Annotated in this window: 23 protein-coding genes and 1 riboswitch; of the genes, 9 read left to right on the top strand and 14 right to left on the bottom strand. The window is 73.7% G+C overall.

The genetic code is table 11. The features are described from left to right. Positions 1–22 precede the first annotated feature (22 nt). Positions 23–946: an ornithine cyclodeaminase family protein gene (locus tag JQN83_RS23600; RefSeq protein ID WP_208569372.1), complete on the bottom strand. Its 924-nt coding sequence runs from the start codon at positions 944–946 to the stop codon at positions 23–25. Between the two features lie 127 nt (positions 947–1,073). Further along, positions 1,074–1,137: riboswitch (guanidine-III (ykkC-III) riboswitch) on the top strand. Between the two features lie 54 nt (positions 1,138–1,191). On the opposite strand from JQN83_RS23600, the gene JQN83_RS23595 reads away from it, so the two are divergent. Beyond that, positions 1,192–1,506 (top strand): DMT family transporter, encoded by a 315-nt coding sequence (locus JQN83_RS23595; protein ID WP_204923907.1) that lies wholly within the window; start codon positions 1,192–1,194, stop codon positions 1,504–1,506. Between the two features lie 85 nt (positions 1,507–1,591). Here the strand turns inward: JQN83_RS23595 and JQN83_RS23590 are convergent, their stop codons facing one another. Next, positions 1,592–2,119 (bottom strand): DinB family protein, encoded by a 528-nt coding sequence (locus JQN83_RS23590; RefSeq protein ID WP_208569333.1) that lies wholly within the window; start codon positions 2,117–2,119, stop codon positions 1,592–1,594. Positions 2,120–2,278: 159 nt separating this feature from the next. Between JQN83_RS23590 and JQN83_RS23585 the strand changes: the two genes are divergently transcribed. Further along, positions 2,279–2,524, top strand: a complete 246-nt coding sequence (locus JQN83_RS23585; protein ID WP_208569332.1) for a hypothetical protein — start codon at positions 2,279–2,281, stop codon at positions 2,522–2,524. 190 nt (positions 2,525–2,714) lie between these two features. On the opposite strand, the gene JQN83_RS23580 is transcribed toward JQN83_RS23585, so the two are convergent. Next, positions 2,715–5,189, bottom strand: coding sequence for an FtsK/SpoIIIE family DNA translocase (locus JQN83_RS23580; RefSeq protein WP_208569331.1), 2,475 nt, complete (start codon positions 5,187–5,189; stop codon positions 2,715–2,717). 113 nt (positions 5,190–5,302) lie between these two features. On the opposite strand from JQN83_RS23580, the gene JQN83_RS23575 reads away from it, so the two are divergent. Both JQN83_RS23575 and JQN83_RS23570 read left to right on the top strand, forming a co-directional pair. Beyond that, the gene (locus JQN83_RS23575) at positions 5,303–5,779 is read left to right on the top strand and encodes a type III secretion system chaperone family protein (RefSeq protein WP_208569330.1); all 477 of its coding nucleotides are present in this window, start codon (positions 5,303–5,305) and stop codon (positions 5,777–5,779) included. Continuing rightward, positions 5,776–7,380: a type III secretion system chaperone family protein gene (locus JQN83_RS23570; protein WP_208569329.1), complete on the top strand. Its 1,605-nt coding sequence runs from the start codon at positions 5,776–5,778 to the stop codon at positions 7,378–7,380. The genes JQN83_RS23575 and JQN83_RS23570 overlap by 4 nt, the downstream gene beginning before the upstream one ends. A 178-nt stretch (positions 7,381–7,558) precedes the next feature. Here the strand turns inward: JQN83_RS23570 and JQN83_RS23565 are convergent, their stop codons facing one another. Further along, on the bottom strand, positions 7,559–8,794 hold the full coding sequence (locus JQN83_RS23565) for a S1 family peptidase (RefSeq protein WP_208569328.1): 1,236 nt from the start codon (positions 8,792–8,794) through the stop codon (positions 7,559–7,561). A gap of 185 nt (positions 8,795–8,979) precedes the next feature. Here JQN83_RS23565 and JQN83_RS23560 point away from each other — a divergent pair, with 185 nt between their 5' ends. Together JQN83_RS23560 and JQN83_RS23555 are read left to right on the top strand one after the other, a co-directional pair. Beyond that, entirely contained in the window at positions 8,980–9,864 is an 885-nt protein-coding gene (locus JQN83_RS23560) for a helix-turn-helix domain-containing protein (RefSeq protein ID WP_208569327.1), read from the top strand. A gap of 179 nt (positions 9,865–10,043) precedes the next feature. Then, entirely contained in the window at positions 10,044–11,024 is a 981-nt protein-coding gene (locus JQN83_RS23555; protein ID WP_208569326.1) for an SMP-30/gluconolactonase/LRE family protein, read from the top strand. A gap of 72 nt (positions 11,025–11,096) precedes the next feature. Here the strand turns inward: JQN83_RS23555 and JQN83_RS23550 are convergent, their stop codons facing one another. The 5 genes from JQN83_RS23550 to JQN83_RS23530 all read right to left on the bottom strand — a co-directional run bounded on the left by JQN83_RS23550 (position 11,097) and on the right by JQN83_RS23530 (position 16,717). Continuing rightward, entirely contained in the window at positions 11,097–12,785 is a 1,689-nt protein-coding gene (locus JQN83_RS23550) for a ribonuclease J (protein WP_145918435.1), read from the bottom strand. A 52-nt stretch (positions 12,786–12,837) separates the two neighbouring features. After that, positions 12,838–13,764: a 4-hydroxy-tetrahydrodipicolinate synthase gene (dapA, locus tag JQN83_RS23545; RefSeq protein ID WP_208569325.1), complete on the bottom strand. Its 927-nt coding sequence runs from the start codon at positions 13,762–13,764 to the stop codon at positions 12,838–12,840. A 46-nt stretch (positions 13,765–13,810) separates the two neighbouring features. Further along, positions 13,811–14,554, bottom strand: coding sequence for an FAD-dependent thymidylate synthase (gene thyX / locus JQN83_RS23540; protein WP_208569371.1), 744 nt, complete (start codon positions 14,552–14,554; stop codon positions 13,811–13,813). Positions 14,555–14,769: 215 nt separating this feature from the next. Further along, positions 14,770–15,483 carry a DUF2752 domain-containing protein gene (locus tag JQN83_RS23535; RefSeq protein WP_208569324.1) on the bottom strand — a complete coding sequence of 238 codons (714 nt, stop codon included), beginning with the start codon at positions 15,481–15,483 and terminating at the stop codon, positions 14,770–14,772. A gap of 4 nt (positions 15,484–15,487) precedes the next feature. Beyond that, positions 15,488–16,717, bottom strand: coding sequence for a winged helix-turn-helix domain-containing protein (locus tag JQN83_RS23530; RefSeq protein WP_208569323.1), 1,230 nt, complete (start codon positions 16,715–16,717; stop codon positions 15,488–15,490). A gap of 78 nt (positions 16,718–16,795) precedes the next feature. Here JQN83_RS23530 and JQN83_RS23525 point away from each other — a divergent pair, with 78 nt between their 5' ends. After that, positions 16,796–17,347 carry a GNAT family N-acetyltransferase gene (locus tag JQN83_RS23525; protein ID WP_208569322.1) on the top strand — a complete coding sequence of 184 codons (552 nt, stop codon included), beginning with the start codon at positions 16,796–16,798 and terminating at the stop codon, positions 17,345–17,347. On the opposite strand, the gene JQN83_RS23520 is transcribed toward JQN83_RS23525, so the two are convergent. Then, positions 17,246–18,613, bottom strand: coding sequence for a glycosyltransferase 87 family protein (locus JQN83_RS23520; RefSeq protein ID WP_208569321.1), 1,368 nt, complete (start codon positions 18,611–18,613; stop codon positions 17,246–17,248). The genes JQN83_RS23525 and JQN83_RS23520 overlap by 102 nt on opposite strands. A 36-nt stretch (positions 18,614–18,649) precedes the next feature. Here JQN83_RS23520 and JQN83_RS23515 point away from each other — a divergent pair, with 36 nt between their 5' ends. After that, positions 18,650–19,255 carry a GNAT family N-acetyltransferase gene (locus JQN83_RS23515; RefSeq protein WP_208569320.1) on the top strand — a complete coding sequence of 202 codons (606 nt, stop codon included), beginning with the start codon at positions 18,650–18,652 and terminating at the stop codon, positions 19,253–19,255. Positions 19,256–19,384: 129 nt separating this feature from the next. Beyond that, positions 19,385–19,765, top strand: a complete 381-nt coding sequence (locus tag JQN83_RS23510; RefSeq protein WP_208569319.1) for a VOC family protein — start codon at positions 19,385–19,387, stop codon at positions 19,763–19,765. Positions 19,766–19,776: 11 nt separating this feature from the next. Here JQN83_RS23510 and JQN83_RS23505 read toward each other — a convergent pair whose 3' ends face one another. The 4 genes from JQN83_RS23505 to JQN83_RS23490 all read right to left on the bottom strand — a co-directional run bounded on the left by JQN83_RS23505 (position 19,777) and on the right by JQN83_RS23490 (position 25,274). After that, positions 19,777–20,247 (bottom strand): GNAT family N-acetyltransferase, encoded by a 471-nt coding sequence (locus JQN83_RS23505; protein WP_208569318.1) that lies wholly within the window; start codon positions 20,245–20,247, stop codon positions 19,777–19,779. 198 nt (positions 20,248–20,445) lie between these two features. Continuing rightward, a complete protein-coding gene (gene dapB, locus JQN83_RS23500; RefSeq protein WP_208569317.1) occupies positions 20,446–21,213 on the bottom strand; it encodes a 4-hydroxy-tetrahydrodipicolinate reductase in 768 nt (255 codons plus the stop codon). A 183-nt stretch (positions 21,214–21,396) separates the two neighbouring features. After that, entirely contained in the window at positions 21,397–22,767 is a 1,371-nt protein-coding gene (locus tag JQN83_RS23495; protein WP_372444109.1) for a M16 family metallopeptidase, read from the bottom strand. 122 nt (positions 22,768–22,889) lie between these two features. Then, positions 22,890–25,274: a polyribonucleotide nucleotidyltransferase gene (locus JQN83_RS23490; RefSeq protein WP_208569316.1), complete on the bottom strand. Its 2,385-nt coding sequence runs from the start codon at positions 25,272–25,274 to the stop codon at positions 22,890–22,892. Positions 25,275–25,335 lie beyond the last annotated feature (61 nt).

Below are 25,335 nucleotides of genomic sequence, written 5' to 3'. Positions count from 1 at the left end.
GCCGCAGCCGACGTACCGCCGGTCAGACCGTCGTCGCGCCCACCCGGACCAGGCGGTCCAGCAGGGCGACCTCGGTGCCGGCCAGGCCGGTGGAGCAGAACACCGACACCTGGTCCGCGCCGGTCCGGCCGGGGACCGCCCCGGCCAGCACCGCCCCCAGGTCACGCAACCGTCCCGGGTACGGCCCGACGGCGGTCAACATCGGCGGGTCGTACGCCGCCGCCTGGGCCGGCGAGTCGGTGACCAGCACGTCGGCGGCGTCGAGCAGGTCGGTGCCGAACTCGTGCCGGTGCACCTGCTTGAAGCCGACGGTGTTGACGTGGGTGCCCGGGGCGAGGTCGGTGGCCGCCAGCACTGGGGTGACGCTGGTGGTGGCGAGCACCACCACGTCCCGGTCGCGGACCGCCTCGGCGGCCGAGCCGACGGCGCGGGCGGGGATCCCCAGTTCGGCGCGGACCCGGGCGGCGAACGCCTCGCGGCGGGCCGCCGAGCGGCTGTGCACGGTCACCTCGCGCAGGGGCCGGACGGCGGCGGTCGCCCACACCTGCGTCCACGCCTGCCCGCCGGAGCCGATCACGCCCAGGGTGGTGGCGTCCGGGCGGGCCAGGGCTTCGACCGCCACCGCGCCCAGCCCGCCGGTACGCCGGGAGCCGAGTTCCGCGCCGACGGCGATGGCCCGGACCGCCCCCGTCCGGGCGTCGTGCAGCACCACCAGCTGCTCGCCGGCCGGGTGGCCGAGGGTGTCGTAGGAGCGGAAGCCGTACCACTCGTCGGTGAGCTGCCCGGCGGTGAGCACCATCCGCCCGCCGGCCAGCGGTGCGGACGCCCGGGGCGGGGCGACGAGCCGGCCGGCGTGGGCGGCCAGCAGGGCGTCCCGCATCGCCGCGACGGTGGTCGGCGCGTCCAGGGTGGCGGCGACCTGCCGGTCGTCGAAGAGCAGCGTCATGTTCCCCATGCTGCAACCTCAAGCTGACTTCAGCTCAAGGTGTGGTGGGGAGGATCACCCCACCCCGCCGGCCGGCGGTGCTAGCGTCGGTCGTGGTGGCCGCGTGGGCAGGTCGGTGCCGCGGCTCCTACCGGCCCGCAGCCACCCCGGACGAGTCGTGGGCGTACCCGGTCAGGCCAAGACGCCCCGTGACCAACCGACTCGTCCCGGCCGGTCCGGGACCCGCACCCCCGAGGTGATGCCCGATGGCCTGGATCGTGCTGGTGCTCTCCGGACTCCTGGAGACCGCGTGGGCGGTCTCCCTCGACCGCAGCGCCGGATTCACCCGACCGCTCCCCTCGGCCGTCTTCGCGGTCACCCTGGTCGCCAGCATGGCCGGCCTGGCGTACGCGCTGCGCGACATCCCCGTCGGCACCGGCTACGCGGTCTGGGTCGGCATCGGGGCCGTCGGCACCGCCGTGGTCGGCATGGTGGCCCTCGGTGAGTCGACGAGCCTGCCCCGACTGCTCAGCCTGCTGCTGGTGGTGGCCGGTGTGGTCGGCCTCAAGCTCTTCCACTGAGCCGCCCCACGCCCGCGGCCGGGCCGGCTGCCGGTGGACGGCCGGTCCCGGCTGCCGAGCCCGCTCCCCGGGACCGGCCGACGGGTCAGGGCCGGCTCGCGTGCCGCAACAACCGGAGTTGGCCGACCTCGGCGACGTTCTTCATCAGCTCGGCGTTCACCCAGGCGATCATGTGGGCCACGGTGTACGCGGGGTCGTCCCGCCACGGGAACGACGCGGTCGCATCGAGGTCGACGTCGCTGAGCTGGTCGAACACCGCCAACCAGGTGGTACGCAGGTCACCCAGCCACGCCGCCGTCCGGTCCCGGTCACCGGGCCAACCGATCTCGTCACGGTCCCGCGGCCTGCGCCCCCGCGCATGGTCGGCAGCGACCGTCCACCACCAGCCGATGTGCCAGGTGATCCACCCGATCGTCGGGACCGGGACCGGGTCGGGCTCGACGTCCGCCCAGTCCGGCGTCCATCCGCCGTCGGCATCCGGGCGCATCGTCCAGCAGTACGCCACGGGTTCCCAGAGCAGGTCCGCCGGCTCCAGGCGCTCCAGGTGGTACTCGAACAGGGACCAGGTCAGATCGAACTGCGACCGCAACAGGTCACGACGGGATGCCGGCACCGGGTGATGCTGCCACACCGGCCGGCCGGATCGATCGGAATTTCCGCGCCGGCACCACAGCGGGCCGGGTGGGATATCGCCGCCGGGTGCGTAGTTTCCGTCCGGTGTGGGTAGTGATCGATCACCACAGCACTCATGTTCCCGACCACGGAGGACGTCATGGCCGACACCCACGCACCCGCCCGCCCGCGCACCAACGCCGCACGCATCTGCACCATCCTGGCGTTCGTCTTCGCCGTCGTCGCGCTGCTGATCGCCCCGGTCATCTTCGGTGTCATCGGCCTGGTGCTCGGCATCGTCGGCGCGGTGCTCGGCGACAAGCCGCTGGGCTGGTACGCCGCCGCCGCGAACGTGGTGGCCATCATCCTCAGCCTGGTGATCGTCAGCGCCATGATGAACAGCTGACTGACGCCTTCCCGCGAACGGGCCCGCCGGCATCCCGGCGGGCCCGTCGCACGTCCACGGTCCATCGCACGTCCACGGTCCATCGCACGGCGACGGTCCATCGCACGTCCACGAACCGTCGCACGCTCACGCTCACGGTCCGTTGCGGACCCGACCGGTGGGACCGTCGCACCGACCGGCCCCGCCCGGGTCAGTCCACGTCGCCGCGCAGGCCGTCGAGGACCTCTTCCAGCTCGTCCGGCTTGACCAGCACGTCGCGGGCCTTGGAGCCCTCGGACGGGCCGACCACTCCCCGGGTCTCCATCAGGTCCATCAACCGGCCCGCCTTGGCGAACCCGACCCGCAGCTTGCGCTGGAGCATCGAGGTCGAGCCGAACTGCGAGGTCACCACCAGCTCCACCGCCTGCACCAGCAGGTCCAGGTCGTCGCCGATGTCCTCGTCGATCTTCTTCTTGTTGTCCTGCGCCGGGGCCAGCACGTCGGAGCGGAACTCCGGCTCCCGCTGGTCCTTGCAGAACTTCACCACGTCGGCGATCTCACGCTCGGTCACCCAGGCGCCCTGGATGCGGACCGGCTTCGACGCGCCCATCGGCAGGAACAGCCCGTCACCCCGGCCGAGCAGCTTCTCCGCGCCCGGCTGGTCGAGGATGACCCGGGAGTCGGCGAGCGACGAGGTGGCGAACGCCAACCGGGACGGCACGTTCGCCTTGATCAGGCCGGTCACCACGTCGACGCTCGGCCGCTGGGTGGCCAGCACCAGGTGGATGCCGGCGGCGCGGGCGAGCTGGGTGATCCGGACGACCGAGTCCTCCACGTCGCGCGGGGCGACCATCATCAGGTCGGCCAACTCGTCCACGATCACCAGCAGGTACGGGTACGGCCGCATCTCCCGCTCGCTGCCCGGCGGGGCCTTGATCTCGCCGTTGCGCACCTTGCGGTTGAAGTCGTCGATGTGCCGGACCCCGTTGGCGGCGAGGTCGTCGTAGCGCATGTCCATCTCGCGGACGACCCAGTCCAGCGAGTCGGCGGCCTTCTTGGCGTTGGTCACGATCGGGGTGACCAGGTGCGGGATGCCCTCGTACCCAGTCATCTCGACCCGCTTCGGGTCGATCAGCAGCAGCCGCACCTCGTCCGGGGTGGCCCGGGTCAGGATGGACACCAGCAGGGTGTTGAGGCAGCTCGACTTGCCCGCGCCGGTGGCCCCGGCGATCAGGATGTGCGGCATCTTCGCGAGGTTGGCCACCACGAAGCCGCCCTCGATGTCCTTGCCGAGGGCCACCACCATCGGATGGTGGTCGCTGGCGGCGGCCCGGGACCGCAGCACGTCACCGAGGGCCACGTTCTCCGGGTCGGTGTTGGGGATCTCCACCCCGACCGCGCTCTTGCCCGGGATGGGGCTGAGGATCCGCACGTCGGGCGACTTCACCGCGTACGCGATGTTGCGGGAAAGCTGGGTGATCCGCTCGACCTTGACCCCGTGGCCCAGCTCGACCTCGTAACGGGTGACGGTCGGGCCCCGGGTGAAGCCGGTGACCTCGGCGTCCACCCCGAACTGGTCGAAGACGCCGGTCAGCGCGGCGATCACCTCGTCGTTGGCCTTGCTGCGGGTCTTCGGGGCCGCGCCACCGGTGAGCATGTTGGCCGGCGGCAGCACGTAGTCGCCGGCCAACCCGGTCAGCGCGAGCTGCTCGGCCCGGGTGGGCGGGGCGGAGTGCTCCGGCGGCTCCACCGGCTTGCGGCTGGCCGGCACCCGGCTCGCCGGCCGGCGGGGCAGCACGATCGTCTCCTGGAGGTCCACCTCCGGGCCGACGTCGGCGAAGTCGTCCGGGTCGACCGGCGGTGGGGCGGCCTTGCGGGCCGGCCGGCGGCGGGCCGGCTTCGGGGCGACCGCCGTCTCCGGCTCCTCGTCGTCCTCCGCCGGGGCGTCGGGCGGGGCGACCAGCGTGCCGGCGAGCAGACCGAGCCGCTCCGGGATCTTGTTGATCGGGGTGGCGGTGACCACCAGCAGGCCGAAGACGAGCAGCAGGATCAGCAGCGGCATGGCCACCCACGCGGTGACCCCCCGCTCCAGCAGGTCGCCGATCCCGGCGCCGACCAGGCCGCCGGCGTAGTCGCGCTGCACCGGGTCCACCGGATTCTGTCCGATGTGCAGCATCGCCGCCGTGGCGACCAGCATGGAACCCCAGCCGATCAGGCCACGCCCCCGGTGCTCCGGGTCCACCGGGGTACGCATCAGCCGCCACGCGCCGATCATCAGCAGCACCGGCACCACCACCGCGATCGCGCCCAGGAACAGGCGCACGGTGTCGGCCAGGCGCGCACCGAACGGGCCGGCACCGGAGAACCAGATCGCCACCGCGCTGAGGATGGCCAGGCCGAACAGCAGCAGCCCGGCACCGTCACGGCGGTGCTCCGGGTCCAGCTCCCGGGCCGAGGCCGCCTGCCGACCGGCGGCCCGGAACCCCCACCCGACCCCGTGCGCCAGACCCATCCACAGTGCCCCGACGGCACGACCCACGTAGGCCGCCGGAGCGGGCCGGGGGGCCGGGCGCCGTCGCGCCGTCGCCCGGGTGGTCTTCTTCGCCGGCTGACGGGCACGACTGTTCGTGGTACCGCGCGGCGACGCGCCGCGTCGCCGGCTCGCCTGAGAGGTACGGCCCGCCATAGAGTCACCGTAACGGCGTTACCCGGCAGACCGCCGCTTTTCCGGGTCGTGTCCGCGCGTCGCAGCGCGTACCACGCCCGCAGACGTGTTATTCGCCTCAGAAGGGATGCCCGATGGCGTCGCCTGCTTTCGCGGACCGTCCGGACCCGCTGGCGGGTCACCCGCAGGCCCTGCGTCCGCTGACCGCCGACCTGGTCGCCGCCGTGCTGGCCCACCGGGGGTACGCCGTGGTCACCGACGACGACGGGGAGCTGGTGGGCCGCTGGGACGACAGCCTGATCTGGTTCCTACGCCGGGGCACCCTCGACGAGCTGCTCCAGATCCGCACCGTGGCGGCACCCACGTTCGGCATCGACCACGTGCCGGCGCTCTACGCGTTCTGCAACACGTGGAACCACGACCAGCTCTGGCCCAAGGCGTTCGTGCACGTCGGCGACGACGGCCGGGCCCAGGTCTGCGGTGAGGTGGTCACCGACCTGGAACGGGGGGTCACCCCGCACCAGCTCGACCAGTTGCTCGACTGCGGCATCACCGCCGGCTGCCGGCTCGCCGCCGCCGTCGGCCTGCTGCCCGGGGGGACGCCCGGATGACCGCCGGGTTCCGCCCCGGGGCGGACCGGCCACCCGCCCGCCGCGATCCCGCCCTGGCGTCCGCGCTCGCCGGGGCTGCGGATCTGCCCGACGGCGAGGCCCGGCTGGCCGAACTCGACCGGATCGCCGCCCGCGCCGACGCACTCGGCGACCCGCACTCCGCCCTGGACGCCCGGTTCGCGCTGGTGGCGGCATACCTGCGGCACGGCGGGCGGTGGCGGATCATCGAGCCGGTACGCCGCCTGCTGGCCGCCGTCGACGGCTCCCCCGACCTGCTCGACGGCCGGCCCGGCGACGCGGAGCTGCTGCGGCGGCACCTGCGGCAGGCGGTGGAAGCGGCGATCGGCACCCCCCGGATCGGGCTGGACCAGGCGCAGTCGTTCCTCGACGCGCTGGCCCGGCGGGTCGGCGAGGACGCGGGTGTGGTCGCCCAGCTGCGCTGCCGGCTCGCCGACCACTGCGGCGACGAGCCGACCGCCCGCCAGTGGTACGAGCGGTGGACGGCCGCCGAGGCGGACCCGGAGGCCGGCTGCCCCGGCTGCCTGCTGGTACGCCGCGCCGACCTGCTCGCCGGTTGGGGCGACGACCGGGCCGCACTGGACACGCTGCGCCCCGCGCTCGACGGTGGGGTCGACTGCACCGACCAGCCGGAACGGGCCCTCGCGGTGGGGCTGCTGCCGTGGCTGCGCACCGGGGCGACCGCACGGGCCGCGACGGCGCACCTGCGGGCGTACCGGCGGCACCGGCGGGAGCGGGCGGCGTTGCCGTACCTGGCCGCGCAGTTGCGGTTCTGCGCGTTGGCCGGGCACCCGGACCGGGCCCTGGACATCCTCGCCGAGCAGCTGCCCCGGCTGGACCACCCCTACGACGACCTGTCGGCGATGGAGTTCGCCGCCGCCGGGGCGCTGGTCTGCGCGCTCGCCGTCGAGGCCGGCCGGGACAATCGACGGGTACGCCGTCCCGGCCACGGCGACCGGCCCGCCGCCGAGCTGGACGTGGCGACCCTCGGCACCGACCTGTCCGCCGAGGCGACCCGGTTGGCGGGCAGCTTCGACGCGCGCAACGGCACCGGCCACCACGCCGGCCGGATCGCCGCCTGGCTGGCCGGACGACCGACCGGTGACCCGGTGCCCCTGCCCGAGCCGGACGGCGTCGACGAGCCCGACGACGAACCGTTCCTGCCCTCGGCCGAGGAGCCCGCCCCGCTGAGCCTGACGCAGCTCACCGCCGTGCTCGACGTCCGGGGCGACGTGTACGCGGTGGACGCCGCAGGCGTGGTGGTGGGTCGCTGGGACGAGGCGGTCGTGCAGTTCCGCCTGTTGGGCGGGCACGGGGAGATCCTGCACGCCCGGGTGGTGGCGGCCCGGCGGCTGGCGGCGGGACGGCTCGCCGAGGCGTACGAGTTCTGCAACGCCTGGAACCACGACCGGCTGCTGCCGAAGGCGTACGTGCACGAGCTGCCCGGCGGTGAGCTGGTGCTGGCCGGCGACGTCACCACCGACCTGGCGCACGGGGTGGCCCCGACACAGCTCGGCATCCTGGTCGACGCGGCGGTGAGCACCGGCGTCGCGTACGCCAGGGCCGTCGCCGCCCTGCCCTGACCCGCCCGGCGCCGAACAGCCCAGCCCCCGAACAGCCCAGCGCCGTGCCGCCGCCCCGGGCGGCCCGGACGCGGCGCGACCCCCGACCACCGGGCGGTGGGGGTCGGGGGTCGCGGTACCGGAGGCCCCGGCGCAGCCTGCCGACAGCGGCAGGGGGCGGGCGCGGCGGGTAGTGCGGTCAGCGCACCGACCCGGCGGTCCGCGCCCGCATCCGGGTGGTGGTCTGCGGCTGCGCGTCCTGCCGGCCGTCGGCGGTCACCAGGGTCAGGTTGTTGCGCTCCAGGATCTCGTTGACCGGCTGGAAGAAGGTGACCCCGCCGACGGTGCAGTCACCGGAACCGCCGGAGGTGACACCCTGCGCCTGGTCGCCGGAGATCCACGAACCGCCGGAGTCACCCGGTTCGGCGCACACGTCGGTGCGGGTCAGCCCGGTGACCGTCCCCTCCGGATAGTTCACGGTGGCGTTACGGGCCTGGACGACACCGCAGCGGGCCCCCGTGGTGGAGCCGGAACGGCAGATCGACGCCCCCACCGGCATCTCGGTGGAACCGTTGACCGGCACCACGCCGCCGTTGAAGTCGTTCACCACCCCCTGCGGGGTCCACTGGCCGTTCGTGCGCACGACCGCCCAGTCGTCCCCGGGGAACGACGACGCCGCGAAGACGCCCTGCTGGGCCTGGTTGAAGCCGGTCGTCCGGTCGCCGACCCGCCCACAGTGCCCGGCGGTGACGAACCCGCCCACCACCGAGAAGCCGATCGAGCATCGGCCCACGTCGTTGATGAAGAACGGGTCCCCGCCGACCAGGTCGAACAGCGGACGCGGCTGCTCCCGTGAGGTGGTGATCCGGACCGCCCCGGCCGGGGCCCCGCTGCCCGCCGCCCACCGGCGGGCCCGCGACTCGGCACCCGGCTGGGCGAGCACCACCACGGAGTTGGTGGCGACGTCGACGTACCAGCCGGTGATCGCCGGGGACGCCTGCCGACCCACCGAGTCGAGCCGGCTCTTGGCCGCGTCCAGCTCGGTGACCGCGCGGTCCACCGGCCTGGGCACCGCACCGGCGGCCCGGACCCGCTGCGCCTGCGCCGGGTCGGCGACCGCCACGTTGAGGGTGGAGCCGTCGTCGCTGAGCCACGCCCCGCCGTAGTCGTTGCCGAGGGCGGCCCGCAGCCGGGCCAACCGCCCGGTGGCCTGCTGCTCGGCGGTCAACCGCCGGACCGCCTGGTCCCGGCTGATCCGCAGGTCACGGCTGAGCGCGTCCACCACCTCCGGAGCCACCCCGCCGGTGGCCTTCGGGCCGGTCCCACCGGCGTTCGGCGTGCCCTGGTCCCCGGCGAACGACGGCAGGGTGACCCCCGCCGTCAGTCCCGCTGCCGCCAGCACGACGCCGATCGCTGTCATCCGTCTGCGGTCCATCCGTCATGCTCCTCCCGGCCGACGCGGGGTACGCCCGCCGCGGTGGGGTACGGAAACGGGTACCGCCCGGATGAGCCGATCCACACTTATCGACGGAACGTGTCCATCCCGTCACGCAGCCGGGCGTCCTGGCTACCCCTGACAGGGTGTGGTTGGCCGGGTGGCCGCCGCCAATACTGGGAGTCATGCAGGCATCAGGACAGCTCGGCGAGTTCCTCCGCTCGCGCCGCTCCCGGCTCAGCCCCGGGGAAGCCGGGGTGGTCACCTACGGCGGACGGCGACGGGTGCCGGGGCTGCGTCGGGAGGAGCTCGCCCTGCTGGCCGGGGTCAGCGCCTCCTACCACGCCCGGCTGGAGCAGGGCCTGGCCACCAACGCCTCCCCCGAGGTGCTGGACGCGCTCAGCCGGGCCCTGCGCCTCGACGACGCCGAACGCCGCCACCTGTCCGGGCTGGCCGCCGGTGGTCGCCGCCCGGTCACCCGCCGGCCGCCGCCGGAGCGGGTCGATCCGACCGTGCGGCAACTGGTCGCCGCACTCGGCGACGTACCCGTGCTGGTGCTCGGCCGTCGCCTCGACGTGCTGGCCTGGAACGTCGCCGGGCACGCCCTCTTCGCCGGGCACCTGGAGCCGGCGGCGGTGGACCGACCGGACCGGCGGCCGAACATGGCGCGGCTGATCTTCCTCGACGCGCACACCCGTGACCTGTACGTCGACTGGCCGGCCAAGGCACGAGCCGTGGTGGCGACCCTGCGGGCGACCTCCGGGCAGCACCCGGCGGACCCGTTGCTCGCCGCGCTGGTCGGCGAACTGGCGGTACGCAGCCCCGAGTTCGCCGCCGCGTGGGCCGACCACCGGGTCAAGGCCGGCGGCCACGCCGGCTACGAGATGCGACACCCGGTGGTGGGCATGCTGGCCGTCACCCAGCAGACCCTGCGGACCGAGGACGACCAGGTGCTGGTCGTCGCCACCACCGCGCCGGGTTCCCCGTCCCAGGCGGCGATGACGCTGCTCGTGCACACGGCGGTCACCGGCCGGGCCGCCGACCGGCAGCCGTTGCCCGCATCCGGCTGACCCCGCGCCCCACCCGGGCAGCAGAGCGGCTCTGCTGCCCCACCCGCACCGGCGGGCCGGCGTGAGCCGGCCGGTCGACGCTGCGCCGACACCGCGAGACGAGGGCACCTGACCGGGTGCCGGACCGTCCGCGCCCGAAACCGGGCCCACTCCCGGGCCCCTCACCAGAAGGACGAACCATGCGCAGAAGAATCCTCACCCTCGCGGTGGCCGCTGCGGCGGCCGGCGCCCTGGCCGTACCGTCGGCGGTCCCGGCGTCGGCGGGCATCCCGGCCTCCGCCGTCGCACCGGCCCGGTCGGCCCCGGCGGCACGGATCGCGGTCCACTTCGACCTGACGCGGGGGCAACTGCCGGAGAACATCACCCTGGGCCCCGACGGCACGGCCTACCTCACGTTCGCGGCGGCCCGGCAGGTCGCCGCCGTCGACCCGGCCGGCCGGACCCGGGTGCTGGCCACCCTGGCCGCGCCGGCCGACGGCGGCGTCGCCACCCCCGTGCTCGGTTTCGCCCTGACCAGCGGCATCGTCCGCACCGACGACGGCACGATCTATGTCCTGTACGCCAGCGGCGACGCCGCCAGCACCGGTCTGTACCGGATTCCGCCGGGTCAGAAGCCCCGGCGGATCGCCGCGCTACCGGCCGACGGGCTGCCGAACGGGCTGGCGCTCGACCCGACGAGCCGGACGTTCTACGTCACCGACTCGGTGCGCGGCACCATCTCGACCGTCCCGCTGGCCGGTGGTCCCGCCCGGGTCTGGTCGTCGGCGTCCGCGCTCGCCCCGACCGGTTTCCTCGGCGTCAACGGCGTCAAGGTCCGGGGTGGCGCGGTCTGGGCGACCAACCTGGACCAGGGCACCCTGCTGCGGATTCCGCTGCGGGCGGGCCGGCCGGGTGCCGTCGAGGTCAGGGCGACCGGGCTGGTCGGCATCGACGACTTCGCCTTCGCCCCCGACGGCCGGGTCGTCGCCGCCCTCAACGGGCCCAACACGGTGGTCGACATCGACCCCGACGGGCGGACCCGGACCCTGCTGACCGGTGCCGACGGGCTCCAGAACCCGACCTCGGTGGCCGTACGCGGGCACACGGTCCTGGTGGCCAGCGCCGCCTACGTCACCGCGACCGACCCCAACCTGATCGTGGCCACCCTGCGCCACCGCTGAGCCGACCGGTAAACGGGCCGGCCACCGTCGTCACGACGGTGGCCGGCCCACGGTGTCCGGTGGGGAACCCGCTCAGACCTCGACCACGGTCGGGACGATCATCGGACGGCGGCGGTACGCGTCGTTGACCCAGCGCCCCACGGTGCGTCGAACGATCTGCTGGAGCTGGTGCGGATCGGTGATGCCGTCCGCGGCGGCCCGGTTCAGCGCCTCGGTGACCAGCGGGATCACCGGGTTGAACGCGGCCGGGTCCTCGGAGAAGCCCTTCGCCGACAGGGTCGGGCCGGCGACCACCTTGCCGGTGACCGAGTCGACCACCACCGTGGTGGCGATGAAACCGCCGTCGCCGAGGATCCGCCGCTCGGTCAGCAGCGACTCGCTGACGTCGCCCACGGCCAGGCCGTCGACGTAGACGTAACGGCTCTTCACGTGCCCGACCACACTGGCCCGACCCTCGACCAGGTCGACGACGTCGCCGTCCTCGCAGATCACCACCCGGTCCGGGGCGACGCCGGACTCGATGCCGAGCCGCGCGTGCGCCCGCAGATGCCGCCACTCGCCGTGCACCGGCATCAGGTTGCTCGGCCGCACCACGTTGAGCAGGTAGAGCAGTTCACCGGCGGGGGCGTGCCCGGAGACGTGCACCTTGGCGACGTCCTTGTGCACCACCACCGCGCCGGCCCGGGCCAGCCGGTTGATCACCCGGTAGACCGAGGTCTCGTTGCCGGGGACCAGCGACGAGGCGAGCACGACGGTGTCGCCGGGGGCGATGGTGATGTGCCGGTGGTCGCCGCTGGCCATCCGGCCCAGGGCGCTCATCGGCTCACCCTGCGAACCGGTGGACATCAGCACGATCTGGTCGGGCGGCAGCGTGGTGGCCTCCTCGATCCCGATCACCAGGCCGGCCGGGATGTTGAGCAGGCCGAGGTCGCGGGCGATGCCCATGTTGCGGACCATCGACCGGCCGATCAGCGCCACCTTGCGGCCGTGCTCCAGCGCCGAGTCGAAGACCTGCTGCACCCGGTGCACGTGCGAGGCGAACGAGGCGACGATGATCCGCCCCTTCGCCTTCGCGAAGATCGAGTCGAGCACCGGCCCGATCTCCCGTTCCGGGGTGACGAAACCGGGGATCTCGGCGTTCGTGGAGTCCGACAGGAGCAGGTCGACACCCTCCGCACCGAGCCGGGCGAAGCCGGCCAGGTCGGTGATCCGGCCGTCCAGTGGGAGCTGGTCCATCTTGAAGTCACCGGTGTGCAGCACCAGGCCCGCCGGGGTACGCACGGCCACCGCGAGCGCGTCCGGGATCGAGTGGTTGACCGCGAAGAATTCGCACTCGAACGGGCCCAGCCGCTCCCGGCCACCCTCCCGTACGGTGAGCGTGTAGGGCTGGATCCGCCGCTCGGCCAGCTTCGCCTCGACCAGGGCGAGGGTGAACTGGGAGCCGACCAGGGGGATGTCCGGCTTGTGGGCGAGCAGGTACGGCACCGCGCCGATGTGGTCCTCGTGGCCATGGGTCAGCACGATCGCCTGCACGTCGGCCAGCCGGTCCAGGATCGGCCCGAAGTCGGGCAGGATCAGGTCCACGCCGGGCTGCTCGACGTCGGGGAAGAGCACCCCACAGTCGACGATGAGCAGCTTGCCGTCGTACTCGAAGACGGTCATGTTCCGACCGATGGCACCGAGTCCGCCGAGCGGGATGATCCGCAGCCCGCCCTCGGGCAGCGGCGGGGGCAGTTCACCCTCGAATTGCGCCTCGGTCACGCGTCCACCTCATTCTGCGACGCCGTAACCCGGCGTCCGTCGTGTCGTTCGGTCATTCGGGCAGGTCCAGGCCCGCCGCCGCGCAGTCCGCGCGCAGCAGGGCCAGTTCGTCGTCGGTGGCGTCCGCCAGCGGCGGACGCACCGGCCCGGCGGGCAGGCCCGACACGTTCAGGCCCGCCTTCACCAGGATGGTGCCCGGGCTGCGGAAGATCCCGGTGAGCAGCGGCATCAGCCGCCGGTGCAGGGTCAGTGCCGTGCCGGAGTCGCCCGCGTCGTACGCCTCGATCATCTGCTTGACGAGCGCGCCGGTGAAGTGGGTCGAGGTGCCGACCAGGCCGACCCCGCCGATCGCCAGGGTAGGCAGGGTGAGCGAGTCCTCGCCGCTGTAGAAGGCGAGGTCGGTGCGGCTGGTCACCCAACTGGTGGCGGTCAGGTCACCCTTGGCGTCCTTGACCGCGACGATCCGTTCGTGTTCGGCCAGCCGCACCAGCGTCTCGGTCTCGACGGCCAACCCGGTGCGGTGTGGCACGTCGTAGAGCATGATCGGCAGGCTGGTGCCGTCGGCGACCGCGGTGAAGTGCCGCAGCAGGCCCCGCTGCGGCGGCTTGTTGTAGTACGGCGTCACCACCAGCAGGCCGTGCGCGCCGGCCTTCTCCGCCGCGGCAGCCAGCTCCATGGTGTGCCGGGTGTCGTTGGTGCCGACGCCGGCCACCACCTGGGCCCGGTCGCCGACCGCCTCCACCACCGCCCGGAGCAGGGCGTCCTTCTCCGCGTCCGTGGTGGTCGGTGACTCGCCGGTGGTGCCGTTGATCACCAGCGCGTCGTTGCCCTGCTCGTCGACGAGGTACGTCGCCAGCTGGACGGCGCCGTCGAGATGCAGGGAGCCATCGGCGGTGAACGGGGTCACCATCGCGGTGAGCAGTCGCCCGAACGGGCGCGACAGCCCCCGGTCGGGGGTGGCAGGGTGGTCGTGCGTCATGCTCACAACCTAGCGGACGAGCACCGGACGTCCGGTGGGGAAGGGCTCAGGACAGCTGTGCGTGCGGGCTCGTCGCCACCTCGGTGCCGTCGGGCAGGGTGGTGACGGCGAAGTCGGCGAACACGTTCGGGGCCACCCGCTGGAGCTGCCGCAGGCACTCCACGGCCAGCTCACGGATCTCCACGTCGGCGTGTTCGGTGGCCCGCATCCCGATGAAGTGCCGCCAGGCGCGGTAGTTGCCGGTGACCACGATCCGGGTCTCGGTGGCGTTGGGCAGCACCGCCCGGGCCGCCTGCCGGGCCTGCTTGCGGCGCAGCGTCGGGTTGGGTTCGTCGGCGAACCGCTGCTCCAGCCCCTCCAGCAGCTCGGTGTACGCCCGGACGCTCGCCTCGGCGGCCTCGACGAACCGCTTGTGCAGCTCCGGGTCGTCGGCGATCACCGCGGGCTCGACCATCGCCGCGTCCCGCTCCGGGACGTAGCGCTGGGAGAGCTGGGAGTAGGAGAAGTGCCGGTGCCGGATCAGCTCGTGGGTGAACGAGCGGGACACCCCGGTGAAGTAGAAGGTCACGCTGCCGTGCTCCAGCACCGACAGGTGCCCGACCTCCAGGATGTGCGCCAGGTAGCCGGCGTTGGTGGCGGTCGCCGGGTTCGGCTTCTTCCAGCTCTGGTAGCAGGCCCGGCCGGCGAACTCGGCGAGCGCCTGGCCGCCCTCGGCGTCGGTCGACCACGGCACGTCGTCGGGGGCCTGGAACTGGGTCCACGCGATCAGCTGCACCTGGGGCTGCACCATCTCCGGCATTCCTGCGACTGTAGTGGCCGGGTGGGCTGCGGGGAAACCCGGGCCGCCGCCCCTGACCAGCGCGATCACCGACGGTGCGGGTTCCGGGCGGCCGGCGGGTGGCCAAGGTCTCGCACCGGGGCCACCGGGTGACGTCGTCGCAGCCGACCGCCCGCCCCGGTGGGTCACGGTCGGGCCGGCGACGGGGGCTGCCCGGCGCGGCCGGGTCAGACGTAGAGGGCGGTGAACGGGGGCCAGGGCAGGTTGCGCAGCACCGAGAAGGCCAGCCAGACGGCGAGGAACCCGCCGATCACCGGGGAGCTGAGCCGCAGCTCGGGCAGCCGCCACCCGAACGCCTGCTTACCGGCCCAGGCGACGAAGAGGTAGGCCAGGAAGGGCACCGCGAAGACGAAGACGACGTGGTGCCGGGCGGCGGCGGGCAGGTCGGCGTGCAGGAGGTACCACAGCGCGCGGGTGCCCCCGCAACCCGGACAGTCCAGCCCGGTGGTCAGCTTGAGCAGGCAGCTCGGCGGGGCGTCCGGGTCACTGGTGGTCGGGTCACTGACCAGCGCGTACGCCATCCCTGCGCCGACGCAGCCGAGGGCTGCCAGCGGGGCCGCCCAGCGCGGCGAACGGGCGTGCAGCCGGAGCACGAAGCGGGTGAGCCGGTCCGGCTCGGGCTGCTGCCACGCCACCGGCGGCCCCGCCGACCAGGAGCCGGGGGGCAGCCCCTCGGCGTTTCCGCCCACCCCCGGGTGCGGGTGCCCGTGGACGGCGGCCGGGTCGGTCGGCGTGCCGACGGGGTACGGACCGGTCGGCGTGCCCACGGGGTACGGGTCGCTCAGCGTGTGGGTGGTGCCGGCCGGCGCGGAACCGGTCGACGTCGGATCGGTGCCCTGCCCCGACCGGGAAGGCCCGGTCGGCCCGTCAACGCTCGTCACGGCCTCACGGTACACCGGTGAGGCTGCGCAACACGGCGGCCAGCGGGGCGGCCAGGTCACCCGCCGCAGGTGGGGCGACCGCGTCCAGGCCGAGCCAACCGGCGAGCCGACGCAGCTCGGCGGCGAGCGCGACGGCGGTCTCCCCCGGGTCGACGCCGGGCTCCTGCCAGGCCGCCGGCACCAGCAGCACCCCGGCCTTGCGGTCGGCCTTGAGGTCGACCCGGGCGGTGAACCGCTCCCCCTGCAGGAACGGCAGCACGTAGTAGCCGTGCACCCGCTGCGCGGCCGGCACGTAGATCTCGATCCGGTAGGCGAAGCCGAACAGCCGTTCGGTGCGAGCCCGCTCCCAGACCAGCGGGTCGAACGGGCTGACCAGGGTGTTGCCCCGGACCCAGCGGGGCAGCCGGGCGTCGACGTGCCGCCAGGCCGGCTGCCGCCACCCCTGCACCGTCACCGGCACCAGCTCACCGGCCTCGACCAGCTCGGCGACGGCCTGCCGGGCGCCGGCCAGTGGGAGCCGGAAGTAGTCCCGCAGCTCCGGCTCGGCAGCCACCCCCAGCGACCGGGCGGCCACCGCGACCAGGGTCCGGTACGCCTCGGCGTCGGTCGGCGTGGGCGCGTCGAGCACGGCCGCCGGCAGCACCCGTTCGGGCAGGTCGTAGCGGCGGGCGAAGGAGGGCGTCCGGTCGGCGGCGGTGACCTCGCCGGCCCAGAAGAGGAACTCCAGCGCCCGCTTCACCGCCGACCAGTTCCAGCCCCAGTGGCCGGTCTCCCGGGGCGCGTCGTGCTCGATCTCGGCGGCGGTCAGCGGCCCCCGCGCGGCGACCTCGTCACGGACCCAGGCGACCAGGTCGGGCTGCTCCTCGGCGATCCGCCGCATCCCGCCCCAGGCGTCGTCGCGGGCCTTGGCCATCCGCCAGCGCAGCGCGGGGTGCAGCCCCACCGGCACCAGGGACGCCTCGTGCCCCCAGTATTCGAACAGCTCCCGGGGGCGGCGGTAGGCGGCGGTGTCGAGCAGGGCGGTCGGATAGGGCCCGAGCCGGCTGTAGAGCGGCAGGTAGTGCGCGCGTTGCAGCACGTTGACCGAATCCATCTGGATCAACCCGACCCGGTCGAGCACCCGGCGCAGGTGCCGGCGGGTGGGTGCCCCGGTGGGCGTCGGGTCGGCGAACCCCTGGGCGGCGAGCGTCAGCCGCCGGGCCTGGGCGAGCGAGAGCGATTCCGGTGCGACCATCGCCGACGACCCTAGACCAACGGTACGACACCGGAGCGGACGCTGGACCGACCGCCCGTCGAGGCATAGAACGGACACATGCTCACCATCCGTCGCGAGGAGCCGGACGACGCCGAGGCGATCGCCCGGGTGCACATCCACGGCTGGCAGGCCGGTTACGCCGGCATCATGCCGGCCGAGGTGCTGGTCCGGCTCAACCCGGTGGCCTGGGCGCAGCGCCGACGGGACGTGGGCACCGCCGACCCGGAGCACCCGTTCACCACCCTGCTCGCCGAGGTCGACGGGGTGCCGTCCGGGTTCACCACCTTCGGCCCGTACCGCAACAACCAGGACCGGGGCGACCTGGACCCGACGTACGGCGAGGTGCTGGCGGTCTACGTGGAGCCGGCGCGCTGGGGTGACGGCACCGCGCAGGCGCTGTTCGCCGCCGCCCGGGACGGGCTGGCGGCCAACGGCTGGCGGGAGTACCGGGTGTGGGTGCTGGCCGACAACGTCCGCGCCCGCCGGTTCTACGAGCGGGCCGGCCTGTCAGCCGACGGTGAGCGGTCCCGCTACCGGGTGCCGCTGGCCGGCGGCGGACCCCCGGTCCACCTCGACGAACTGCGTTACACCGGCCGGCTCCCCGGCTGACCCGGTCGGCCGGGGAGCCGCACCGGGCGGGCCGGCGGGCCGGGTCGTCCCGTCCCGGCCGGTGGGCCCCGACGGGCCGCCCGGCCGGCCGCCGACCGGGGCGGCCCAGGTGCGGATCGGCAGCAGCGCCAGCAGCGCGAGGCTGATCCAGACGTAGGTGTTGCTGCCCAGGAAGCCGGTGACCCCGGTGAAGTCCTTCTCCCAGGCCCAGACGATCCGGCTGCACAGCAGCACGTAGCAGACCACCGCGAGGGCCAGCAGCGCCCGCCGTCGCAGGCCGCCGGCAGGCGCGGCGACGGCGTTGTCGACCAGCAGGATCAGCGCGGGGATCAACCAGACCAGGTGGTGCACCCAGGTGACCGGGCTGACCAGGCACATCAGCGCGCCGGTCAACGCCAGCCCGGTGGCCTCGTCGCCGACGGCCACGGCGGCCCGGCAGCGCCAGGCCCAGACGGCCAGGGTGACCAGCACCAGCGCCAGCCAGGCCAGGGTGCTCGGATGCTCCGGGTTCAGCCGGGCCACCACCCCGCGCAGCGACTGGTTGGACACGAACGCCAACTCGCCCACCCGGTCGGTGTTCCACAGCGCCGACGTCCAGAACTCCCGGGTGGCGTCGGGGAAGAGCGCGGCGGCGAGCAGCGTGGCGGCGGCCGAGGCGGCGACGGCGGTGGCGGCGGCCCGGAAGCGCCTGGTGACCAGCAGGTAGACGATGAAGACGCCCGGGGTCAGCTTGATCGCGGTGGCCAGCCCGATGCCCACCCCAGCCCACCGGTTGCCGGCCGGCAGCAGCCGCAGCAGGTCCACCGCCACCAGGAACAGCAGCAGCATGTTGACCTGGCCGAAGTTGATCGTCTCGCGCATCGGCTCGAACGCGGCGGCCAGACAGAGCGCCACCGCCAGGACGAACCAGCGGGTCCAGCCGGCCCGCCTGGCGACCGGGTCGAGCAGCCACCAGACCAGCACCGCGCTGACCACCACCGTGGCGGCCACGCTGACGGTGATCGCCGCCGGCCACGGCAGGTACGCCATCGGCAGCATCACCAGCGCGGCGAACGGCGGGTAGGTGAAGCCGTACTGGGTGCCGGGCTTGAGGTAGTCGTAGATCTCGCCGTGGTCGTGCACCCAGAAGGTCAGCGCGCCGTAGTAGACCTTCAGGTCGAAGAATCCGTGCCGGACGGCCGCCACGGAGAGGAAGGCGGCCACCGCGACGGCGAGCACCACCACCGCGACGACCTGCCCGGTCGTCCGCCTGGCCCCCTGCGCCACCGTCGTCTCCCTCGCTGTGGCCTAGGCTTTCGTGCCATGGCTCTGGGGTTCGTCCGCCCGGCGCGTCCGGAGGACGCCGCCGAGATCGCCCGTGTGCAGCTCGCGACCTGGCGGGTCGCGTACCGTCGGCTGCTGCCCCGGCACGTGCTCGACAACCTGGACGAGGCGTGGCTCGCCCGGCGGTGGAGCGCGGCGGTGCAGGAGCCGCCCTCGGCCGCGCACCGGGTGCTCGTCGCCGTGGAACAGGCCGAGCAATCCTATCTGGTGGGGTTCGCGGCTTCCGGGCCGGCGGACGCCGAAGCGCTCGCCCCGGGCGAGCCGGCCACGGCGCTGGGCGCCGGGGTGGTCGCGGTGACCGACCTGCTGGTCGAGCCGCGCTGGGGGCGGCGTGGGCACGGCAGCAGGCTGCTCTCCGCCGCCGTGGACGGCTGGCGGGCCGACGGGTTCACCCACGCGGTGGCCTGGGCGTTCGACGGCGACGAGGCGACCCGTAAGTTCCTCACCAGCACCGGGTGGGAGCCGGACGGCGCCGCCCGCGCGCTGGACGTCGACGACATGCTCGTCCCCCAGGTACGGCTGCACGTCGCGGTCCCCACCGAACCGGACGACACACCCGCGCCGGAGCCGACCGACACGCCCTGAACCGGCCGAAACTGTCGGCCCGCCCCGACCCGGCCGAAACTGTCGGCCCGCCCTGAACCGGCCGAAACTGTCGGCCCGCCCTGGTAGACCGGAGGCGGCGGGGTGCCACCGACGGTGAGGGAGACGGGCATGTTCCGGGACACGAAGGCGTTCAGCGGGTTCTCGGCCGACGACACCGACCGGGCCCGGGAGTTCTACGCCGGCAACCTCGACCTGCGGGTGTCGCAGCTCGGCGGCCCCGGTGGGCTGCTGATGCTGCACCTGGCCGGGGACCGGGACGTGGTGGTATATCCCAAGGCCAACCACGTGCCGGCGACGTTCACGGTGCTCAACTTCCCGGTGGCCGACGTCGACCGGGCGGTCGACGAGCTGACCGCCCGGGGGGTGCGGTTCGCGCGCTACCCGGGGTTGCCGCAGGACGACCGCGGGATCATGCGGGACAACGGGCCGACGATCGCCTGGTTCACCGACCCGGCCGGCAACATCCTGTCGGTGATCGAGCAGGAGTGACGCCGCCGGGGTCAGCGGCTCAGCTCGGCGACCAGTTCGTCGTCCTCCATCACGCCGGTGGGGGCGAAACCCAGCGAGGTGTAGAGCCTGGCGGCAGCCGTGTTGTCCGGGTGGTACGACAACCGGACGGGGTGGGTGGCGTCCGGCCCGGCCAGCCAGTCGGCGAGGGTGCGCACGGCGGCCCGGCCCACCCCCCGGCCCTGCTCGGCGGCGTCGACCACCATCCCACCGATCCACCGCGACCCGTCGTCGTCCACGCCCCACATGACGTGACCGGCCACGGCGTCGTCGGCGTACACGGCCAACGACGTCCAGACGTCGGAACGCATGGTCAGCAGCAGGTACCGGGCCGCCAGCGCCGGCACCCAGTCGCGTTGGTCGTCACGGGGGGCCAGGTCGGCCACCGCCCGCCAGTTGTCGTCGTCCACCGGGCGCAGGGTGACCCGCCGCCCGGTCCGATCGGTGAATCCGGAATCCAGCACCGGGGCAGCCTAGGGCCGGCCCGGCGCACCACCAAACGAATTGGCCGACACCACCCACGGCACCCGGCTCCGCCCGCGGTCCGTGTCCCCACCCGGCGTGCCCCGCCGCGCCACGTCAGGCCCGGACACGCCGGCCGAGACGCGGGCTGAGCTACGCGGCGCGCGGCTGAGCTGGGCAGGGCAGTGAGTGAGGTGAGGCTAGTCGAGCAGGGCGTCCAGGCCGACGGTCAGCCCCGGCCGCTGCCGGACCGCCCGCACGGCCAGCAGCACCCCGGGCATGAACGACACCCGGTCGTACGAGTCGTGCCGGATGGTCAGCGTCTCGCCAAGGGTGCCGAACAGCACCTCCTGGTGGGCGAGCAGGCCGGTGGCGCGGACCGCGTGCACGCGTACCCCGTCGATGTCGGCGCCCCGCGCCCCCGGCACCTCATCCTTGGTGGCGTCCGGCATCGGGCCGAGACCGGCCTCGGCGCGGGCCTGCGCGACCAGCCGGGCGGTGTGGGTGGCGGTGCCGCTCGGCGCGTCGAGCTTGCGCGGATGGTGCTGCTCGATGATCTCCACGGACTCGAAGTGCCGGGCCGCGCGGGCGGCGAACTGCATCATCAGGACCGCGCCGATGCCGAAGTTGGGGGCGATCACCACCCCGACGTCGGGCCGGTCGGCCAGCCAGCCGCGCACCTGCTCCAGCCGCGCCCGGGTGAAGCCGGTGGTGCCGACCACCGCGTGCACACCCCGGTCGACGCACCAGCGCAGGTTGTCCATGACCACGTCCGGGGTGGTGAAGTCGACGACCACCTCGGCGGCCTCGGCCCCGGCCAACTCGTCGCCCTGGTCGACCGCCGCCACCAGCGTCAGGTCGTCGGCCCCGTCGACCGCCCGGCACACCTCGGCGCCCATCCGGCCCCGGGCACCCAGCACACCGACCCGGATCGACCCGTCGCGGCCCTGCTCCTGCTCGTCAGTCACGCGGCACAACTTATCCCAATCGGGACGTGGGCCACCGTCGGACCACCACCGTCCCACCGGCCGGTCCCGGCCCGGACTCCGGATCCGACCGCGAGCCGACGCCCACCGGGACGCCGGCCGGTCGGGCCGACGCCGGGACGGCAGTGCGCGGCCGGGAACGGCACCACCGACCGTGCGGCGGGCTCAGCCGGCGAAGTCGTGCTCCCCGAACGGGCCGACCACGGCCAGCGACATCGGCCGGCTCAGCAGCTCGGCGGCCAGGGTGTTCACGTCGGCCACGGTCACCGCGTCGACCCGGGCCAGCAGCTCGTCCACCGGCATCAGGTCGCCGTAGAGCAGCTCGCCCTTGGCCAGCCGGCTCATCCGGGAACCGGTGTCCTCCAGGCCCAGCACGAACGAGCCCTTGCTCATCCCCTTGCCCCGGGCCACCTCCGCCTCGGTGAGCCCGTCGGCGGCCACCCGGGCCAGCTCGGCGCGGGTCAACTGGAGCACCTCGTCGACCTTGCCCGGCGCGCAGCCGGCGTAGACGGCGAACAGGCCGCTGTCGGCGTACTGGCTGGCGTAGGAGTAGACCGAGTAGGCCAGGCCACGCCGTTCGCGGATCTCCTGGAACAGCCGGCTGGACATCCCGCCGCCGAGGACGTTGTTGAGCACCCCGAGGGCGAACCGCCGCTCGTCGACCCGGTCGATGCCGGGGCAGCCGAGGATGACGTGCGCCTGCTCGGTCTCCTTCGGCTCGACCAGGACGGCGGCCGGCTTCGTGCGTACCGTCGGGGTGGTCGGCCGGGGGGTGCCCGGCTCGGCCGGGTCGGTGTCCAGCGGGGTGCCGTGCAGCGCCTGGCGGACCAGCCGGACCACGGCGGCGTGGTCGAGGTTGCCGGCGGCGGCGATCACGATCTGCGGCGCGGTGTAGCGGCGGCGGTAGAAGCTCTGGATCTGCCTGCGGGTCATCGGGGTGACCGTCTCCTCGGTGCCGGAGATCAACCGGCCGAGGGGGTGGTCGCCGTAGACGGCGCGGGCGAACAGGTCGTGCACCTCGTCGCCGGGCTCGTCGTCGTGCATGGCGATCTCTTCGAGGATGACCCCGCGTTCGGTCTCCACGTCGGCCGGTTCCAGCAGCGAGTCGGCGACCGCGTCGCACATCACGTCGATGGCCAGCGGCAGGTCCTCGTCGAGGACCCGCGCGTAGTAGCAGGTGTATTCCTTGGTGGTGAAGGCGTTGGTCTCGCCACCCACCGCCTCGATCTCGGAGGAGATCTCCAGGGCGGTGCGCTTGTGGGTGCCCTTGAACAGCAGGTGCTCCAGGAAGTGCGCCGCGCCGGCCTGTGGACCGGTCTCGTCCCGCGAACCGACGGTGACCCAGATGCCGAACGAGACGCTGCGCATCGTCGGGATCGCCTCGGTGAGCACCCGCAGCCCGCTCGGTAGGACGGTCCGCCGCACCGTGCCGCCCAACGGGTCGTCACTGATCGTGCGGGTGACCGCCCGGGACGCCGTACCGGCGCGGCCGGGCTGGCCGGTGGTGGCGTGCCGGCGGACGTCGGGTGGGGCCACCGGCCGTCGAGCCGGGGGGAACGGCGAACGGCTCACGCAAACCTGCTCTCCGTGCGACGAGGGGTGGAGGGAGACACACCGGCCGGGTGACGACATCGCGTCGTCACCCGGCCGGTCACTGCTCAGCTGTGCCGGGTACGCCGACGCGGACGCTCGCCGCCGTCGCCACCCTCGCCGCCACCCGGGCCGCGCTCGCCACGCTCCGGGGCACGACCGCCCCGGTCGCCACCACGGTCACCACGGTCACGCGGACCCCGGTCACCGCCCCGACCGGCCGGCCGGTCGCCACCGGCGGCCTCGCCGGCCTCACCGGCGGCCGGCGTCTCGGCGCCCTCCGGCCGGACCTTGTCCAGGTAGATCTTGCCGCGGGCGTCGATGTCCGCGATCTCCACCTCGACCTTGTCGCCGACGTTGAGGAAGTCCTCGACCCGCTCGACCCGCTTGCCGTCGCCCACCTTGGAGATGTGCAGCAGGCCGTCGCGGCCGGGCAGCAGCGAGATGAACGCGCCGAACGCGGCGGTCTTGACCACCGTGCCGAGGAACCGCTCGCCGGCCTTGGGCAGGGTCGGGTTCGCGATCCCGTTGATCCGGTCCACGGCGGCCTGCGCCGACGGGCCGTTGGTCGCGCCGACGTAGATCGTGCCGTCGTCCTCGATGGAGATCTCGGCGCCGGTCTCGTCCTGGATGGCGTTGATAGTCTGCCCCTTCGGGCCGATCACCATGCCGATCTTGTCCACCGGGATCTTGACGGTGGTGACCCGCGGCGCGTAGTCCGACATCTCGGCCGGGGCCTCGATCGCCGCCTGCATCACGCCGAGGATGGTCTGCCGGGCCTCGTTCGCCTGCTGGAGCGCGGCGGCGAGCACGTCCGACGGGATGCCGTTGAGCTTGGTGTCGAGCTGGAGCGCGGTGACGAACTCCGGCGTGCCGGCGACCTTGAAGTCCATGTCACCGAACGCGTCCTCGGCACCGAGGATGTCGGTCAGCGTCACGTACTGGGTCTTGCCGTCCACCTCGTCGGAGATGAGGCCCATCGCGATGCCGGCCACCGGCGCCTTGAGCGGCACACCGGCCGACAGCAGCGCCAACGTCGAGGCGCAGACCGAACCCATCGACGTCGAGCCGTTGGAGCCGAGCGCCTCGGACACCTGCCGGATCGCGTACGGGAACTCCTCGCGCGACGGCAGCACCGGCAGCAGGGCCCGCTCGGCCAGCGCGCCGTGGCCGATCTCCCGCCGCTTCGGCGAGCCGACCCGGCCGGTCTCCCCGGTCGAGTACGGCGGGAAGTTGTAGTTGTGCATGTAACGCTTGCGGTTCTCCGGGGAGAGGGTGTCCACCATCTGCTCCATGCGCAGCATGTTCAGCGTGGTGACCCCGAGGATCTGGGTCTCGCCCCGCTCGAACAGCGCGGAGCCGTGCACCCGGGGCAGCACGCCGACCTCGGCGGTGAGCGCCCGGATGTCACGCGGACCCCGGCCGTCGATGCGGACCTGCTCGCGCAGCACCCGGTTGCGGACCTCGGACTTGGTCAGCGACCGGAACGCCGCGGACAGCTCCTTCTCCCGGCCCTCGAACCGGCTGCCCAGCTCCTCGGCGACCTTGGCCTTGATCCGGTCCAGGGCCTCCTCGCGGTCGGCCTTGCCGGCGATCTGGAGCGCCTCGGCCACCTCGGCGCGGACCAGCTCGGCCACCGCCTGGTAGATGTCGTCCTGGTAGTCCAGGAAGACGGGGAACTCGGTGACCGGCTTGGCGGCGACCTCGGCCAGCTCGCTCTGCGCCCGGCACAGCTCGCGGATCGCCGGCTTGGCGGCCTCCAGGCCGCTGGCGACGATCTCCTCGGTCGGGGCGGTCGCGCCGCCCGCGATGAGGGCGACGGCGTTCGGCGTCGCCTCGGCCTCGACCATCATGATCGCGACGTCGCCGTCGTCGAGCGTGCGGCCGGCCACCACCATGTCGAACGTGGCGCGGGCCAGCTCCTCCAGGGTCGGGAAGGCCACCCACTGGCCGTCGACGTGCGCGACCCGGGTCGCCCCGATCGGGCCGGAGAACGGCAGGCCGGACAGCTTCGTCGACATCGAGGCCGCGTTGATGGCCACCACGTCGTACGGGTGCTGCGGGTCGAGCGCGAGGACGGTCTCGACGACCTGGACCTCGTTGCGCAGGCCCTTGACGAACGACGGGCGCAGCGGCCGGTCGATCAGCCGGCAGGTGAGGATCGCGTCCTCGCTGGGCCGACCCTCACGGCGGAAGAACGAGCCGGGGATGCGGCCCGCGGCGTACATCCGCTCCTCGACGTCGACGGTCAGCGGGAAGAAGTCGAACTGCTCCTTCGGGTGCTTACCGGCGGTGGTGGCGGAGAGGACGACCGTCTCGCCCAGCTGGGCGATGACGGAACCGGCGGCCTGGCGGGCAAGCCGACCGGTGGAGAAAGTGATCTCGCGGGTACCGAAGGACCCGTTGTCGATCACAGCGGTGCGGGATTCGGTGCCGAGGTTGGTCTCGGTCATGTGCGGCGGTACTCCTTCGCGTCGTGGGCGCACGACACCGGAGCTGCTCAGACGGCCGGTC

Origin of the sequence: Micromonospora antibiotica, assembly GCF_017599305.1 — a bacterium.
GTDB lineage: Bacteria > Actinomycetota > Actinomycetes > Mycobacteriales > Micromonosporaceae > Micromonospora > Micromonospora antibiotica.
The sequence above is the reverse complement of the archived record's forward strand: the minus strand, read 5'-3'. Positions and strand labels throughout refer to the sequence as shown.